Consider the following 15,856-nt stretch of genomic DNA (forward strand, 5'->3'; position numbering starts at 1 on the left):
TCCGGGATGTCATGACTCGCGGAGCGATCGCCACCTCCTCGACGGGGGCTCAGCCTGCGCTGAAGGTGACCGACCCGCACAAGGCGCACCGCGGCGACCGACTGTTCAAGTTGGTCGCCGCGGCGGCCGGGTCAACGATCGTCATCGCGATCGGGCTGATCGCGATATTCCTGTTGGTGCGCGCCATCCCGGCGTTGCGCGCGAACCACGCGAATTTCTTCACGAGCGCCGAATTCAACACCACCAAGGCCGACCATCTGGCGTTCGGTATCCGTGACTTGTTCATGGTCACGGTGCTGAGTTCGTTGAGCGCACTGCTGGTGGCGGTGCCGATCGCGGTCGGCATCGCGATATTTCTCACCCAGTACGCGCCCAAACGGCTCGCACGACCTTTCGGCGCGATGGTTGACCTGCTCGCCGCGGTGCCGTCGATCATTTTCGGGTTGTGGGGAATCTTCGTGCTGGCGCCCAAACTCGAACCCATCGCGGTATTCCTCAACCGCAACCTGGGCTGGTTCTTTTTGTTCAAGCAGGGCAACGTTTCCCTGGCCGGCGGTGGCACCATATTCACCGCCGGCATCGTGCTGTCGGTGATGATCCTGCCGATCATCACCTCGGTATCGCGGGAAGTGTTCCGGCAGACCCCACCCATTCAGATGGAAGCGGCGCAGGCATTGGGCGCCACGAAGTGGGAGGTAGTGCGGATGACCGTGCTGCCGTTCGGCCGCAGCGGTGTCATCGCGGCGTCCATGCTGGGGTTGGGCCGCGCCCTGGGTGAGACCGTGGCCGTGCTGATCATCCTGCGGTCGGCCGCCCGGGCCGGCAACTGGTCGCTGTTCGACGGCGGCTACACGTTCGCCTCCAAGATCGCTTCCGCGGCAGCAGAATTCAGTGAACCGCTGCCCACCGGGGCCTACATCTCCGCCGGCTTCGCGCTGTTCGTTCTGACGTTCATCGTCAACGCGACGGCTCGTGCGATCGCGGGGGGGAAGGTCAACGGATGATCCGCGCCGGCGACGATGCAGTGGGGGCACCGCCCGCTTGCGGGGGACGTAGCGACGAGGTGGGGGCACCTCCCACCTGTGAGGGACGGCGCGCATGACGATCGACGCGCTCGACCTGCCGGTCAAACCCGATGTCTTCAGCCCGCTGAGCCTGCGGCGGCGGATCACCAACAACGCCGCGACGACGTTCTTCGTCGCCTCGTTCATCGCGGCCCTGGTGCCGCTGGTCTGGGTGCTGGGAGTGGTGATCGCGCGAGGTTGGTACGCCGTCACCCGCTCGGGCTGGTGGACCCACTCACTGCGCGGCGTGCTGCCGGAGCAGTTTGCCGGCGGCGTGTACCACGCGCTGTACGGGACGGTGGTGCAGGCGGGGGTGGCCGGGCTGCTGTCGGTGCCGCTGGGGTTGATGACCGCGGTGTTCTTGGTGGAATACGGCTCCGGCCGGCTGGTGCGGGTGACGACCTTCATGGTCGACGTGCTCGCCGGGGTGCCCTCGATCGTGGCGGCGCTGTTCATCTTCAGCCTGTGGATCGCCACCCTGGGCTTCCAGCAGAGCGCCTTCGCCGTGTCGCTGGCGTTGGTATTGCTGATGTTGCCGGTGGTGGTGCGGTCCACCGAGGAGATGCTCAGGTTGGTGCCCGACGACCTGCGGGAAGCCAGTTACGCGCTGGGCGTTCCGAAATGGAAGACCATCGTGCGGATCGTCATTCCGATCGCGATGCCGGGCATCGTGTCCGGTGTCCTGTTGTCCGTCGCGCGCGTCATCGGCGAAACCGCGCCGGTGCTGGTGCTGGTCGGCTACAGCCGTTCCATCAACATGGACATGTTCCACGGCAACATGGCGTCGCTGCCGCTGCTGATCTACACCGAGCTCACCAACCCGGAGCACGCCGGTTTCCTGCGGATCTGGGGCGCGGCGCTGAGCCTGATCATCATCGTGGCGGTGATCAACCTGCTGGCCGGGGCGTTTCGCTTCCTGTCGAACCGGCGGCGCTGAGGCCCAGTCAGGACCTCGAGGCGGTCTTCTTCGCGGGCGTCTTCTTCGCGGTGCTCTTCTTGGCTGCCGCCTTCTTCGGCGGCGCCTTTTTCGCCGCCGCCTTCTTGGCGGGCGCCTTGCCGTCGCCGGAGCGCGCCTTGACGCTGGCCTCGAGCTTGGCCAGCAGGTCGGCAACGTCTTCCGTCTCGTCCAGTTGCTTGGGCTGGTCCTCGACGGTAAACGCTTCGCCGCCTTCGAGTTTCGCCTCGATCAGCTCCTGCAGCTGTTCCTGGTAGGTGTCGTGGTAGCGGTCGGGATTGAAGTCTTCGGCCATCGACTCCACCACCTGGCCGGCCATCTTGAGTTCCGCGGGCTTGATGTCGACCTTCTTGTCCAGCACGGGGAAGTCGGGATCGCGGATCTCGTCGGGCCACAGCAAGGTGTGCACCACCATGACGTCGCGCTTGCCGAAGTCCTTGACGCGCAAGGCGGCCAGCCTGGTCTTGTTGCGCAGGGTGAAATGAACGATCGCCATCCGATCGGTCTCGGCGAGCGTCTTAGCCAGCAGTACATAGGATTTGGACGACTTCGAATCCGGCTCGAGAAAGTAGCTGCGGTCGAACAGCATCGGGTCGACGTCGCTGGCCGGGACGAACTCGAGCACCTCGATTTCGCGGCTCCGTTCTTCGGGCAGCGTGGCGATGTCGTCGTCGGTGATGATTACCGATTGACCGTCGTCGGACTCGAAGGCCCGGGCGATATCACGGTATTCGACGACCTCGCCGTCCTTCTCGCAGATGCGTTGGTAGCGGATGCGGCCGTTGTCCTTGGCGTGGACCTGATGGAACTTGATGTCGTGGTCCTCGGTGGCGCTGTACACCTTGACCGGCACGTTCACCAGCCCGAACGCGATCGAACCCTTCCAGATGGAGCGCATGCACTCAGTATGCCCATACCGTCTTCAGCAAAACAGCGCGGTGGGCCGCGCGCCGGGATAGTCGGGCACAGCTAATTTCCCGCCCGGGTGGAATGAGCGCGCAGGGCGGCACGGTCGGGGATGTCGGCCCCGGCGCGGCCGACGGTCAACGCGGACAACAGGCTGGCGGATTCGAGCGCCGCCGTCAGCACATCGAGCCCGATCCGGCCCAAGGCGGCTCGCCGGTCGGCCCCCAGAAAGCCCCAGAGCGCGTCGAGCAGGCCGACCATGAACGCGTCGCCGGCGCCGACGGTGTCCACCACCGCGACCGGCCTGGCGGCCACCCGGGCCCGCCCGGCCGAGCAGAACGCCGTGGCGCCCCGGTCGCCCATCGTCACGACGACGAGCGCGGGCCCCGACGCCAGCCACGCCCGGGCGGTCCACTCGGGCTCGCGGTCGGGATCGATCCACCTCAGGTCCTCGTCGCTGGCCTTGACGATGTCGCTGCGTTCGACGAGGCGGGCGATGCGGTCGCGTGCCACATCCCGGTCACCGATGAGCGAGGGGCGCACGTTGGGGTCGAAACTGACGGTGGCCGACGCGCGGTACGCGTCGAGCAGCGCCGCGACCGCCAGGCAGCCCGGCTCGCGCACCGCGGCAAGCGATCCGGTGTGGGCGAACAACGGCGGCGGGACTTCCGGAGTGCCGGAAAGCCGCCAATCCAGGTCGAACGTATATGCCGCCGAGCCGTCATCCGCGATGGTTGCGACCGCGGTCGGCGTCTGGTGCGCCGAGGTGCTGCCCGGAACCAGTTGTGCACCAGAGGCTTTGACGTAGCCGGCGATGCGGCGGCCGCGTTGGTCGTCGCCGATGTGGGTCAAAAAGTCGACATCGCGACCCAGCCGGGCGAGTCCGGCGGCGACGTTGAGCGGGCTTCCGCCGACGTGCTCGACATGATCGACAATGTCGATCAATGCCTCGCCGATCACCAGCCCCCGGGTCACGGGCTCGCACCTTTCAACAACAAGTCCAGGGTGGCCCGCGCCCCGCGGGCGTGCAACGAATCCAGCGCGTGGCGGTAGGCCTCGACGAAGCGGGGCTGCTGCGCGAGATCGCCGAACAGGTCCGCGTTCTCGATGAAGGCGGTCGGGTGCTGTCGCTGCGCCCGAGCCGCGGCCATCAGCGAGTCCGCCATGTTGTCGACGACCTCGATCGTGCCGCCCCGCTCGTCGACCCCCTCGGCGTAGCGCGCCCAACTCGCGACGGTCGCCGCCGCCAGCCCGACGGGACCCCCGGTGCGCAGGTTGTCGCGGATCACCGGAAGCAGCCATGTCGGGATGCGGTCGGAGGAGTAGGCGCACAACCGGGCAACGGTGTCACGCACCCCGGGGTTGGCGAAGCGCTCGATGAGCCCGCGGGTGTAGGCCCGCAGGTCGATGCCGGGGACGGCGCGCAGCGTCGGCACGGCCTCGGAATCGAAGTAGGCCAACAGGAATTCGGCCAGCAGCGGGTCGCGCGCCGCGTCGTGCACCATGCGGTAGCCACACAGCGCCGCGAAGTAGCACAGGCACTGGTGTCCGGCGTTGAGCAGGCGCAGCTTCATCGCCTCGTACGGGGCCACGTCGTCGACCAACAGCACGCCCGCCTCGTCCAGCGGCGGTCGGCCGTCGGCGAAATCGTCCTCGAGCACCCACGCGGCGAACGCCTCGGCCAGCACCGGCCACTCGTCGGCGACGCCGAAGTCGCGCTCCACGGCGGCCACGATGTCGGGCGTGGTGACCGGCGTGATGCGGTCCACCATCGAGCACGGGAACCGCGCGTTCTCGGCGACCCAGTCGGCCAGACCGGGGCGGAGCAGCTCGGCGTGCGCAAGGACGGCGCGGCGCGCGACGTCGCCGTTGTGTTCGATGTTGTCGCACGAGACGATCGTCGGGGCCGCGATGCCACGGTCCCGACGGCGGGCCAGGGCCTCGGCGAGCAGGCCGAAAACCGAGCCCGGGTCTCTGATCCGGTAGCCGCCCTCGGTGATGGTCATCGAGACGATGCGGGTCGTGGGCGCGGCCAGCCGCTCGATAGTCGCCGCGGGATCGTCGGGCGCGTAGCGGTAGTCCACGATCGAGCCGATCACCCGCGCCTGGCGGTTGCCGCCGGGATCCTCCAAGATCAGCGTGTACAGATTGTCCTGGGCACACAGCACGTCGCGCATCCGGCGGTCGGCCGGCAGCACGCCGATGCCGCAGATGCCCCATTCCCGCGCCATACCCCGCTCGAGCAGGCTGTCGAGGTAGGCGGCCTGATGGGCGCGGTGAAACCCCCCGACCCCGACGTGGGCGATGCCGACCACGACGCCGTCGCGGTCATAGCTCGGTGCCGCGATCGGCAGCCGCCCCAGGGTGGCGCTGCTCAGCCGGACCACGGTGACACCGTACTTCCTGGTGCCGGCGCCCGGGCCCCAAGCGCGCGGACCATGCACCGCGCCCGGATTTGATAGCGCATGCGCTACCGCTTTCGGGATTCACTCACTCCCCGCCCAACGAGGCCCGCCCACGACGTACGTTGACATCATGGCTGCAACGGCACCGGCCCGGGTCAAGCTGACCAACGCCGACAAGGTGCTGTATCCGGCGACGGAGGACGGCCAAAGGGCCGTCACAAAAGGGGACGTCTTCGACTACTACACCCGCATCGCCGGCGTGATGCTGCCGCACATCGCCGGACGCGCGGCCACCCGCAAGCGCTGGCCCAACGGCGTCGAGCAGGAGTCGTTCTTCGAAAAGCAGCTGGCGTCCTCGGCGCCGGAGTGGTTGCCGCGGGCCAGCGTCACCCATCGCTCCGGGACGACGACCTATCCGATCATCGACAGCCCCGACGGGCTGGCCTGGATCGCGCAGCAGGCCGCGCTGGAGGTGCACGTGCCGCAGTGGCGGTTCGTCGCCGAGTGGACCCGAAGCAAGGCCGAGCAGCTCAAGCCCGGCCCGGCAACCCGTTTGGTGTTCGACCTCGACCCCGGCGAGGGTGTGACGATGCCCCAGCTGTGCGAGGTGGCCCATGCCGTGCGGGAGCTGATGAGCGATATCGGCCTCACCCTTTTCCCGCTCACCAGCGGAAGCAAGGGTTTGCACCTCTATGCGCCGCTGGACAACCCGGTCAGCAGCAAGGGTGCCACGGTGTTGGCCAAACGCGTTGCCCAGCAACTGGAGCAGTCGATGCCCAAGCTGGTCACCTCGACCATGACCAAGAGCCTGCGGGCCGGCAAGGTGTTTCTCGACTGGAGCCAGAACAACGGCTCCAAGACCACCATCGCGCCGTACTCGCTGCGCGGGCGCGAACAGCCGACGGTCGCGGCGCCGCGCACCTGGGAGGAGCTCGAGGATCCGGAGCTGCGGCAGCTGCGGTACGCCGAGGTGCTCGACCGCGTGGCGCGCGACGGCGACTTCTTGGCTCCGCTGGATGTGGGCGCCCCCGTCAGCGACCGGCTCAGCAAGTACCGCAGCATGCGAGACGCGTCGAAGACTCCCGAGCCGGTGCCCGCCGGGAAACCCGTTACCGGTCAGGGGAATACGTTCGTCATCCAGGAACACCACGCCCGCCGGCTGCATTACGACTTCCGGCTGGAGCGCGACGGTGTGCTGGTGTCATGGGCGGTGCCGAAGAACCTGCCCGAGACCACGTCGGTCAACCACCTGGCGGTGCACACCGAGGATCATCCGCTGGAATACGGCGCATTCGAGGGAAACATCCCCAAGGGCGAGTACGGCGCCGGCAAGGTCGTGATCTGGGATTCCGGCACCTACGAGGCCGAGAAGTTCAACGACGACGAGGTCATCGTCAACCTGCACGGCAACCGGATCTCCGGGCGCTACGCGCTGATTCAGACCAACGGCGAGCAGTGGCTGGCGCACCGGATGAAGGATCAGAAGGTCTTCGACTTCGACTCCATCACCCCGATGCTCGCCTCGGAGGGCTCGGTGGTCGCCCTCAAGTCCGGTCAGTGGGCATTCGAAGGCAAGTGGGACGGCTACCGGATCTTGGTGGAGGCCGATCACGGCGACTTGCGGATCCGGTCCCGCCGCGGCCGCGAAGTCACCAAGGAATATCCCCAATTGCGTTCGCTTGCGGCCGATTTGGCCGACCATCACGTCGTGCTGGATGGCGAGGCGGTCATATTGGACGACAACGGGGTGCCCAGCTTCCACGAAATGCAGAACCGGGGTCGCGGTGCCCGCATCGAATACTGGGCATTCGACCTGCTCTACCTGGACGGCCGCTCGCTGCTGCGGGCGCGCTACCGAGATCGGCGCAAGCTGCTGGAAACCCTTGCCGGCGCTGGCAATCTGATCGTTCCCGACCTGCTGCCCGGTGATGGCGCGCAGGCTCTGGCGCACTCACAGAAGCATGGCTGGGAGGGCGTGGTCGCCAAGAAGCGCGACGCCACGTATCAGCCGGGACGGCGTTCGGCGTCGTGGATCAAGGACAAGAACTGGAACACCCAGGAGGTCGTCATCGGCGGCTGGAAGGCCGGGGAAGGCGGGCGCACCAGCGGCATCGGTTCGCTGCTGATGGGCATCCCGACGCCCGGCGGGCTGCACTTCGCCGGGCGCGTCGGCACCGGCTTCACCGAGCGGGACCTGGCGAAGCTGAAGAAGACGCTGGCGCCGCTGCAGACCGACCAGTCGCCCTTCGACCCGCCGCTCCCCAGGAGCGAGGCGCGCGGGGTGACGTACGTCGAGCCGGTCCTGGTCGGCGAGGTGCGCTACAGCGAGTGGACCCCGGATAACCGGTTGCGCCAATCGAGTTGGCGCGGGCTGCGGCCGGACAAGAAACCAAGTGAGGTGGTGCGCGAGTGAAGTGGGTGACCTTCCACGGGGACGACGGCGAACGCGTCGGCGTCCTGTCCGGTGCGGACATTTACGCGACGCCATCCGGGGTGACGCTGCTCGAGCTGATCGGGCGCGGCGTCGACGGGCTGCGCGAGGCCGGCGAGGACGCGTTGCGGTCCCCGTCCGCGGTGGCGCGGCTCGACCGGGTGAGATTGCTGGCGCCGATCCCGCGCCCGCCGTCGATCCGGGACTCCTTGTGCTTCCTGGACCACATGCGCAACTGCCAGGCGGCGCTGGGCGCCGGGCGGGCTCTCGCCGACACCTGGTACCGCATTCCCGCCTTCTATTTTGCCTGTCCGGCAACCGTTTTGGGCCCCTACGACGACGCCCCCATGGCGCCCGGGAGCGCTTGGCAGGACTTCGAATTGGAGATCGCCGCGGTCATCGGCACCGCCGGCAGCGATCTGACCGTCGAGGAAGCCGAACGCGCCATCGTCGGCTACACCATCTTCAACGACTGGTCAGCGCGCGATCTGCAGCAGCTGGAGGGCCAACTCGCGATCGGGCAGGGCAAGGGCAAGGACAGCGGGGTCACGCTGGGCCCGTACCTGGTCACGCCCGACGAGCTGGAGCCGCACCGCCGTGACGGCAAGCTCGACTTGCAGGTGACGGCACTGGTCAACGACACCGTGATCGGTTCGGGGTCGACCGCCCAGATGGACTGGACCTTCGGTGAAATCATCTCCTACGTCTCGCGCGGCGTGATGCTCACTCCCGGCGACGTCATCGGCTCGGGGACCGTGCCGACCTGCACGCTCGTCGAGCACCTCAATCCCGCTGCGCTGGAATCGTTTCCCGGCTGGCTGCGGCACGGCGACGTCGTCACGCTGCGCGTCGAGGGCCTGGGGGAGACGCGGCAGACCGTGCGCTCCAGGCGCGCGCCGCACCCGCTGCCCGCCCGGCCGAACCCGGACGCCGCACCCGCCCCCGCGCGGGTCAACCACGCTCCCGCGAAGGTCCCGTACACCCGTGGCCTGCACAAGGTCGCCGACCGGGTGTGGGCATGGACGCTGCCCGACGGGGGCTACGGGTGGAGCAACGCCGGGCTGGTGGCCGGCGACGGCGCGTCGCTGCTCGTCGACACGCTGTTCGACTTGGCGCTGACCCGCGAGATGCTCGACGCGATGAGGCCCATCACCGAGGCCGCGCCCATCACCGACGCTTTGATCACCCACTCCAACGGCGACCACACCCACGGCAACCAACTGCTCGACGCGTCGGTGCGCATCCTCGCCGCCCGGGGCACCGCCGAGGAGATCGCGCACGGGATGGCGCCCGAGATGCTGGCCATGGTGCAGACCGCCAACCTCGGTCCGGTCGCGACCCCGTACGCGCGGGATCGGTTCGGGCACTTCGAATTCGGCGGCATCACGCTGCGCAACGCCGACCAGACGTTCGACTACGAGCTCACGATCGACGTCGGCGGCCGGCGGGTCGACATGCTCAACCTGGGTCCGGCGCACACCGCCGCGGACTCGGTGGTGCACGTGCCCGACGCGGGGGTGTTGTTCGGCGGCGACCTGCTCTTCATCGGCTGCACCCCGATCGTGTGGGCCGGGCCGATCGCCAACTGGATCAGGGCCTGCGACGTGATGATCGCTCTGGACGCGCCGATCGTGGTGCCAGGCCACGGCCCCGTCACCGATCCCGATGGGATCCGCGCCGTCCGTGGCTACCTCGCCCATGTCGCCGCGCACGCCGAGGACGCTCACCGCAGGGGGCTGTCGTGGGCCGAGGCCGCGGACACCATCGAGCTCGGCGAGTACGCGACGTGGCTGGACGCCGAGCGGGTCGTCGTCAACGTCTACCAGCGCTACCGCGAACTCGACCCCGGCACACCACCATTGGAGGTCATGGCGCTGCTGGTCATGCAGGCGGAGTGGCTCGCCAGGCGGTCCGGGTGACCGCGAGAGTGCAACCGGCAACACGTTTCCCGAGAACCGCCGTCGGCGCTTGCACTTTCGCGGCTAGGCCCGGATCGCCCGCACGAAACTGATCGTCGCCGCCGGGCCCTGCTGCTCGGTCTCGTCGAGTCCCGGCAGGCCGGCCGCGGCGAACAGGTCGGTGAGCACGAATGTGGTGGTGTCCCAGCCGTCGGCGCGCAGATGAGCGGCGACGTCGGTGTGCTCGCCCGGGTAGGTCAGGGCGGCGATGTCCATGTCGAGGCCGTGCCGTCGCCAGCCCTCGGCCGTCCGCCGCGCCTGCTCCTGCGATTGCTCCGAACCGTCGTTGAGCGACCCGAAGTCGGCGGCGAATCGGCTGCCCTCCGCGGACAGCGGGGTGATCGCGTCCAGCAAGCGAATTTCTGCCTCCGGCGGGAGAAAACCGATGAGCACGCCCTCGGCCAACCACGCCGTGGGCCGCGCAGGGTCGAAGCCGGCCTCCTGCAGCGCCGCGGGCCAATCGTCCCGCAGATCGATGCCGATCGTGCGGAGCTCGGCGGTCGGGGCGGCGCCGACCTCCGCGAGCGTCGCGGTCTTGAACGCGATCACCTCGGGCTGATCGATCTCATACACCGTCGTCCCGGCCGGCCACGCGAGTCGATACGGGCGGGCGTCCAACCCGGACGCCACGATCACGATCTGGCGCACCCCCTCCTTGCCGGCGGCGGCGAAGTAGTCGTCATAGAAGCGGGCGCGGGCGGCGAATGTGTCGACGATGCGGGGAAATCCGACGCCCGTCTCGAGCTCGTCCGAATCGAGCTCGCCGCTGGCCAACTTGGTGAACACGTCCAGCCCGACGGCGCGGACCAGCGGCTCGGCGTACTCGTCGGTGATCACCGGCTGCGGCCTCCGGGTCGCGGCCGCTCGCGCGGCGGCGACCATGGTGGCCGTGGCCCCGACGCTGTTGGCCAGGTCCCAGGTGTCACCCTCGGTTCGTGCCATGGCTTCTCCTTCGTTAGGCGGCGAAACCACGGTATGCCTCCTCGGTAAAAACCCATGTCCCCTACGGTTTGGTTATGCCCGCAGTGGAATTCGAAACTTTCGAGGACAACATCGCCCGCATCACGCTGAACCGGCCCGAGCGGCTGAACGCGATCGACGGAGCGCTGATCGACGGCGTGGACGACGCCCTGGATGAGCTCGGCGGGGGCGACTACCGGGTCGCGATCCTGACCGGTGCCGGCCGGGGCTTTTGCGCCGGGGCCGACCTGAGCGGCACGGGCGAAGCCTGGACCAAGCCCAAACCCACCACCCCGGGGTTCAAGGTCAACTACGATAGCCAGGTTCGCCTGGCCGACTTATTCACCCGGATCTATGAGCTGCCCATCCCGGTGATCGCGGCGGTCAACGGCGTCGCGGTCGGTGGCGGGCTGGCCTTCACGCTCGTCAGCGACATCCGCGTCGCATCCGAACAGGCCCGGTTCGGGTCGGTGTTCATCAAGGCGGGCTTCTCGTCGATGGACATGGGCACCAGTTACCTGCTGCCCAAGATCGTCGGGGCGGGCGTCGCGCGCGAGCTCATGCTCACCGGCCGCATCATCGACGCCGCCGAGGCCTATCGCATCAAGCTGGTGCACGAGGTGGTGGCGGCCGACGAGCTGATGCCGGCGGCGCTGCGCAAAGCCCGCGAGATCGCCGAGAACAACGCGTATGGCGTGTGGCAGACCAAGATTGGGCTCAACGCGGCTCTGGACGCGCCGAGCCTGCGCCACGCCATCGAGCTGGAGAACCGCACCCAGATCCTCACCGGTTTCACCAACAATCCGGCCGAGGCGGCCAGTGCGCATATGGAAAAGCGGCAGCCCAAGTGGGATCCACTGTGACGGCGGTTGATGGCGGAGGCCCGCTTCGCCCGGCTTCGCCGCGCTTGCGACCGCCGCGTTAGACTTTCGCGATCACGTTCTCGGCGAACATCTCCAGATTGCGGATCTTGTTGTCCAGCGGTTCGTCGTCCTTGCCCATGATGTAAGGAATGCGGAAGCCGACGATCACGTCGGTGACGCCCTTGTCCTCGAGGCGCTTGACGCCGTCCACCTTGAAGCCGTCCACCGAGATGACGTGAATCTCGAACGGCCCGGTTTTGCCCTCTTCCTCGCGGAACCGCTTGAGCTTGGCGATCAGCCCGTCGAGCTCCGCCGGGTCACCCCCGCCGTGCATCCAGCCGTCCAAACGGGCCGCGCGGCGCAGCGCGGCGTCGGCGTGCCCACCGATCAGGATGGGGATGGGCTTGGTCGGAGCCGGGGTCATCTTGGTCTTCGGGATGTCATAGAACTCGCCGTGAAATTCGAAGTAGTCGCCCGTGGTGAGGCCCTGGATGATTTCGATGCATTCGTCCATCCGCTTGCCGCGCTTGGCAAATGGGACTCCGAGCAGCTCGTAGTCTTCGGGCCACGGGCTGGTCCCCACGCCGAATCCGACTCGGTTGTCGGTCATCGCGGCCAGGGAACCGATCTGCTTGGCCACCAGCGCCGGGGGCCGGATCGGCAGCTTGAGGACGAAGAAGTTGAACCGCAGCGTCGAGGTCACCGCACCCAACGCGGATGTCAGCACGAAGGTTTCGATGAACTCCTTGCCGTCCAGGAACTCGCGATTTCCGTCGGGCGTGTACGGGTACTTCGAATCGGACTCGAAGGGGTAGGCGATGCTGTCGGCGATCGTCATGGCGTGGTAGCCGGCCGCCTCGGCCGCCTTGGCCAGCGGAATGTAATAGCGAAAGTCAGTCATCGCCTCTGCGTAGGTGAACCGCACGTCATCTGCCTTCCTCGAGGGACCGTCACACCAGATTAGAACGTGTTCTAGTTTGGTCCGCAGCGGGGGCCACGTCAGAGCTGATTCTCGGGCCCGATGACCGCCCACACCGTCTTCCCGGACGACGTGGGCGTGCTGCCCCAGGCGCGTGACAAGGCGTCGACGATCGCCAGCCCGGAGACGTCGATGCCCTTGTCCGGCGACGGCAGCCGCAGCGCGGGCGTGCTGCTGGAGTCGGACACCGCGATGGTCGCGGTCGTGCCGTCGGCCTCGAGCCGCATCATCGGGACGCTTCCGGTGTGTTCCAGCACGTTCTCGACGAACACGTTGACGACCACCAAGGCGACCGGGATGAGCGCGGACTGCGACCAGGCGGTAAGCCACTCGCGGACCAGCCGGCGCGATTCGCGCAGACTGGTCAGGTTGGCGGGCAACTCGGCGTCGGCATGGTGCACGGTGCGGCTGGTGAGCCGGTCGAGCGCCTTCATCGCGGACTTTTCGGTCGCGTACACCGGCATGAAGCGGGCCACGCCGCTGCGGGTGATCGCCTCGCGGGCGGCGCGATCGGCGCAGATGAGCACGATCGGAACCTCGGGCCGGGTGTGAACCTGCCAGCGCACACCGATGAAGCTCGACCACGTCGATTCCGCGGGCACCTGAAGTTTGGAGACATTGACGATGACGGCCGACGGCTCGTCGAGCGTGGTCTTCATGATCATGTCGCGAAGCGCCGCGGAGCTGCTGGCGTCGAGCTGACCCTCGACGGTGAGGATGACGACTGACTCGTCGGTTCGCGTCGCCACGGCGAGCGAACTCGGGGACTCAGCTAGCGCGCCCAACGCAGCCACCCCTTTCCGTTCAGGGCTTCATCCTCGCCAATCTCGACCTGCGAGACAGTTTCACGCCGGTGTGCGTGTCTGCATAGCAATTTAGGCGCACGGAATCCGAACTGAAAAGAAGACGGACGCAATGTCGCAATTGGGCCTCGCCCTGCCATATCCCCGCTCCTCGAATTCCCGGCTAGCTGCTGGAGAACTCGCCCCCCTCGACGGCACACACGCCCACGCACCGGACCAAGCCGCTCCACCCGCGTGGCCAGCCCCCCATTGAGACGAAAATTAGACTAGGAGGGTTACCCGTACGCCGCCGTCGGCAAACCCCTTGGTGGCGCGAGGGCGCAGCAAACGGTGCCGGCTCCCTTGGGTGCTAGCTGAGGGCGTACGGCGGGGCGCCGACACCGGCGACCGTATGCGTGCCCCACGGCGTTTGCTCGACGATGCGCGCGGCCGCGCTGCGCTCGCCGACCGTCAGCGTCGCGGTCCTTGTCTCGTTGAGCGCCGCGGCGCCGAAAACCGTGCCTTGCCAGTGGTAATGGCCGTCGATCGGGTCCAGATGGCCCGTGAGCCGCACGCGTACCGGCTGCTCGGCGCCGGCGATCGTCAGCGTCGCCGCGCCTTCATAGCTCGCATCGCCGGCGCCGGCGCCGGCGGTCAGGTCGAAGGCCGACGCCACGGGTTGGGGCTGGGCGGGGCGCAGGTAGGCGCGCTCGTTGAATACCTGGTAGCTACTGCGCCGCACTTCGATGCGGGTGGCCTCGGTGTGTTGCAGGAGGCCGACGCACTCGGCGATGTAGCGCGCTTGTGCGTCGACGTCGGGGCCGTCGATGAAGAAGTAGTTGGGCAGCCCGTGAACGGCGACCCCGAAATAGGGCTCCGCGCCGTCGGCCCAGAGCTCGGCGGCGCTCACGCCGCCCGCGCCGAGCAGCTTCGTCTGTTCCGCGCGATCGGGGACGGCGAACCCGGTGCCGTAGACGATGGCGTCGACGCCGTGTTCGACCCCGTCGGCGGTGTGGATGCCCGATGCGGTGACGGCGCTGATGGTCGATCTCACCAGCGCGGGCCGCGGCTGTGCCGTGGCCGCCGGCCGGACGCGGCGGCTCAGCCACCGCTTGACGCGGGTGGCAGGGAGCGGCAACTCGTCGACGATCCGGCGCGGCGGGTGCGCAAAGACGGTGACGGCGGCGGCCGACGCGGTCAGCCGCGGCAGGTAGTGGCCGGCGGTGCCGTCGGCGCCGACGACCGCGACGCGCTTACCGGCCGGGTCGAAGCCGGGTGGCCACTGCGCCGCGTGGAACGATTCGCCGAGGAAGCCGTCGCGCCCCGGAATGTCGGGCAACCACGGGACCTGCACCGGTCGGTCCGCGGCGATGACGATGCCGGCCCGCGTCGTCTCCCCCTCGGATGTCGCGAGCAGCCAGGTGTCGGTGCCGTCGTCGAATCGTGCGCCGAGGACCTCGCGGTCGAGCGGCACGACGTCGGCGACGCCCGCCGCCCGCAGCGCCTCACGCGCGGCGCGGCCGCCGTCGCCCGCGCCGAGGACGACGACCGGCGGCCGGGTCACAGGAACCTGCTGCGCTTCCAGCCGCGACGCGCGATGGGACCCAGCAGGCCCACCTCGGTGAGGAACGCCGCCAGCGGAGCGAAGCCGCCAACCTGCATCTCGCGGCGGTGCGGGCTGGTGCGGGCGGTCCGTCGGGCCCGCTTCGCGTCCAGACCCACCCGCGCGTAGGGGATCGGATTGCTGAACAGGTAGTTGAAGAAGTAGCCGCCCAGCCCGTTGATATTGGCCATGAACCATCGGTTGAGCCGGGGCATTTCGGTGACGCGCTTGCGGGCCCCGTCCCGGGCGAACTGAATGTGGCGCGCCTCCTCGGTGACGTGAATCCGCATGAGGCGCTGGATGATTGGCTGCAATTCCGGGTCGTCCATCATCTGCCGCTGCAGCGAGTCGAAGATCTCCTCACCGATGAGCGCGGCCATCCACAGCATCGAGCCGCGCTGGAACGCGAGCGGCAGGGCATTGATGATCCAACGGTGAAAAAGCCGCGGGCGCACCGGCTTGGCGCCGATGCGCTCGATCGCCTTGCCGAACATGACCATGTGGCGGGTCTCGTCGCCCAGCTCGGTCAGCTTGTAATGCGTCGAGGAGCTGGTGGGGTCCTCGTGCAGGATGGTCCGCAACAACGACTGGTTGAGCATGTTCTCGAACCAGATCCCTGCGGACAGCGTGTTGACCAGTTCCTGGCGCGACAGATCGATCTGTTGTTCGCGGGTCATCTCGTCCCACATCGGCGTGTTGTACAACGACACCAGCCGCGGCGGCAGATAGAACTTGTCCGGATCCAGCGGCGCGTCCCAATCGATGTCGACGACGGGCTCGTAGGACTTCTTGACCGAGCCTTTCAGCAAACGGTCCGAGAACTCCTCACGACTTGGGCCACTTGGCTTCACCACCGTGGTCATGGCGCTGGCGTCCCTTCATTGGGTGCTTCAGACGGTACCCATGGTACTGGGTACTTGGAGTCCCGGCTAGGCCCTCGAGGTCTCGAT

13 protein-coding genes and 1 pseudogene are annotated in these 15,856 nt (G+C 68.0%); 6 read left to right on the forward strand and 8 right to left on the reverse strand.

The genetic code is table 11. From position 1 onward, the window contains the following. The first annotated feature begins 11 nt into the window (after positions 1–11). The 3 genes and pseudogenes from pstC to pstA all read left to right on the forward strand — a co-directional run bounded on the left by pstC (position 12) and on the right by pstA (position 2,001). Complete coding sequence (pstC, locus tag MTAB308_RS22065; RefSeq protein WP_077104648.1) at positions 12–1,004, forward strand: phosphate ABC transporter permease subunit PstC; 993 nt, start codon at positions 12–14, stop codon at positions 1,002–1,004. Beyond that, positions 1,001–1,075, forward strand: a pseudogene (locus MTAB308_RS30635) (hypothetical protein); the annotation flags it as partial. The gene pstC and the pseudogene MTAB308_RS30635, both read left to right, overlap by 4 nt. Before the next feature lie 23 nt (positions 1,076–1,098). Further along, on the forward strand, positions 1,099–2,001 hold the full coding sequence (gene pstA / locus MTAB308_RS22070) for a phosphate ABC transporter permease PstA (protein WP_077102160.1): 903 nt from the start codon (positions 1,099–1,101) through the stop codon (positions 1,999–2,001). Positions 2,002–2,008: 7 nt separating this feature from the next. Here the strand turns inward: pstA and ku are convergent, their stop codons facing one another. The 3 genes from ku to MTAB308_RS22085 all read right to left on the reverse strand — a co-directional run bounded on the left by ku (position 2,009) and on the right by MTAB308_RS22085 (position 5,312). Then, positions 2,009–2,917 (reverse strand): non-homologous end joining protein Ku, encoded by a 909-nt coding sequence (gene ku / locus MTAB308_RS22075; RefSeq protein ID WP_077102162.1) that lies wholly within the window; start codon positions 2,915–2,917, stop codon positions 2,009–2,011. A gap of 71 nt (positions 2,918–2,988) precedes the next feature. Beyond that, positions 2,989–3,900 carry a carbohydrate kinase family protein gene (locus MTAB308_RS22080; RefSeq protein ID WP_077102164.1) on the reverse strand — a complete coding sequence of 304 codons (912 nt, stop codon included), beginning with the start codon at positions 3,898–3,900 and terminating at the stop codon, positions 2,989–2,991. Then, positions 3,897–5,312 carry a mannitol dehydrogenase family protein gene (locus MTAB308_RS22085; RefSeq protein WP_077104649.1) on the reverse strand — a complete coding sequence of 472 codons (1,416 nt, stop codon included), beginning with the start codon at positions 5,310–5,312 and terminating at the stop codon, positions 3,897–3,899. Before MTAB308_RS22085 ends, MTAB308_RS22080 begins: the two co-directional genes overlap by 4 nt. Positions 5,313–5,460: 148 nt before the next feature. On the opposite strand from MTAB308_RS22085, the gene MTAB308_RS22090 reads away from it, so the two are divergent. Continuing rightward, positions 5,461–7,743, forward strand: a complete 2,283-nt coding sequence (locus MTAB308_RS22090) for an ATP-dependent DNA ligase (RefSeq protein WP_077102166.1) — start codon at positions 5,461–5,463, stop codon at positions 7,741–7,743. Next, positions 7,740–9,680 carry a fumarylacetoacetate hydrolase family protein gene (locus MTAB308_RS22095; protein ID WP_077102168.1) on the forward strand — a complete coding sequence of 647 codons (1,941 nt, stop codon included), beginning with the start codon at positions 7,740–7,742 and terminating at the stop codon, positions 9,678–9,680. Before MTAB308_RS22090 ends, MTAB308_RS22095 begins: the two co-directional genes overlap by 4 nt. Positions 9,681–9,743: 63 nt before the next feature. Here MTAB308_RS22095 and MTAB308_RS22100 read toward each other — a convergent pair whose 3' ends face one another. Then, a complete protein-coding gene (locus MTAB308_RS22100) occupies positions 9,744–10,661 on the reverse strand; it encodes a class I SAM-dependent methyltransferase (RefSeq protein WP_077102170.1) in 918 nt (305 codons plus the stop codon). Positions 10,662–10,744: 83 nt separating this feature from the next. Between MTAB308_RS22100 and MTAB308_RS22105 the strand changes: the two genes are divergently transcribed. After that, entirely contained in the window at positions 10,745–11,542 is a 798-nt protein-coding gene (locus MTAB308_RS22105; RefSeq protein ID WP_173842265.1) for an enoyl-CoA hydratase/isomerase family protein, read from the forward strand. Positions 11,543–11,600: 58 nt separating this feature from the next. Here the strand turns inward: MTAB308_RS22105 and MTAB308_RS22110 are convergent, their stop codons facing one another. From MTAB308_RS22110 to MTAB308_RS22125, 4 genes are all read right to left on the reverse strand, one after another. Beyond that, a complete protein-coding gene (locus MTAB308_RS22110; protein ID WP_077102174.1) occupies positions 11,601–12,467 on the reverse strand; it encodes an LLM class flavin-dependent oxidoreductase in 867 nt (288 codons plus the stop codon). Between the two features lie 74 nt (positions 12,468–12,541). After that, positions 12,542–13,315, reverse strand: a complete 774-nt coding sequence (locus tag MTAB308_RS22115; protein WP_425436299.1) for an STAS domain-containing protein — start codon at positions 13,313–13,315, stop codon at positions 12,542–12,544. A 358-nt stretch (positions 13,316–13,673) separates the two neighbouring features. After that, the gene (locus tag MTAB308_RS22120; protein ID WP_425436352.1) at positions 13,674–14,642 is read right to left on the reverse strand and encodes a DUF4873 domain-containing protein; all 969 of its coding nucleotides are present in this window, start codon (positions 14,640–14,642) and stop codon (positions 13,674–13,676) included. A gap of 221 nt (positions 14,643–14,863) precedes the next feature. Then, a complete protein-coding gene (locus tag MTAB308_RS22125; protein ID WP_077102176.1) occupies positions 14,864–15,769 on the reverse strand; it encodes an AurF N-oxygenase family protein in 906 nt (301 codons plus the stop codon). Positions 15,770–15,856: the final 87 nt, after the last annotated feature.

It is taken from the genome of Mycobacterium terramassiliense (assembly GCF_900157385.1).
GTDB lineage: Bacteria > Actinomycetota > Actinomycetes > Mycobacteriales > Mycobacteriaceae > Mycobacterium > Mycobacterium terramassiliense.

Coding starts and splice junctions, on each gene's coding strand:
- ku (WP_077102162.1), bottom strand. CDS start 2,917: ATGCGCTCCATCTGGAAGGGTTCGATCGCGTTCGGGCTGGTGAACGTG.
- pstC (WP_077104648.1), top strand. CDS start 12: ATGACTCGCGGAGCGATCGCCACCTCCTCGACGGGGGCTCAGCCTGCG.
- MTAB308_RS22125 (WP_077102176.1), bottom strand. CDS start 15,769: ATGACCACGGTGGTGAAGCCAAGTGGCCCAAGTCGTGAGGAGTTCTCG.
- MTAB308_RS22090 (WP_077102166.1), top strand. CDS start 5,461: ATGGCTGCAACGGCACCGGCCCGGGTCAAGCTGACCAACGCCGACAAG.
- pstA (WP_077102160.1), top strand. CDS start 1,099: ATGACGATCGACGCGCTCGACCTGCCGGTCAAACCCGATGTCTTCAGC.
- MTAB308_RS22100 (WP_077102170.1), bottom strand. CDS start 10,661: ATGGCACGAACCGAGGGTGACACCTGGGACCTGGCCAACAGCGTCGGG.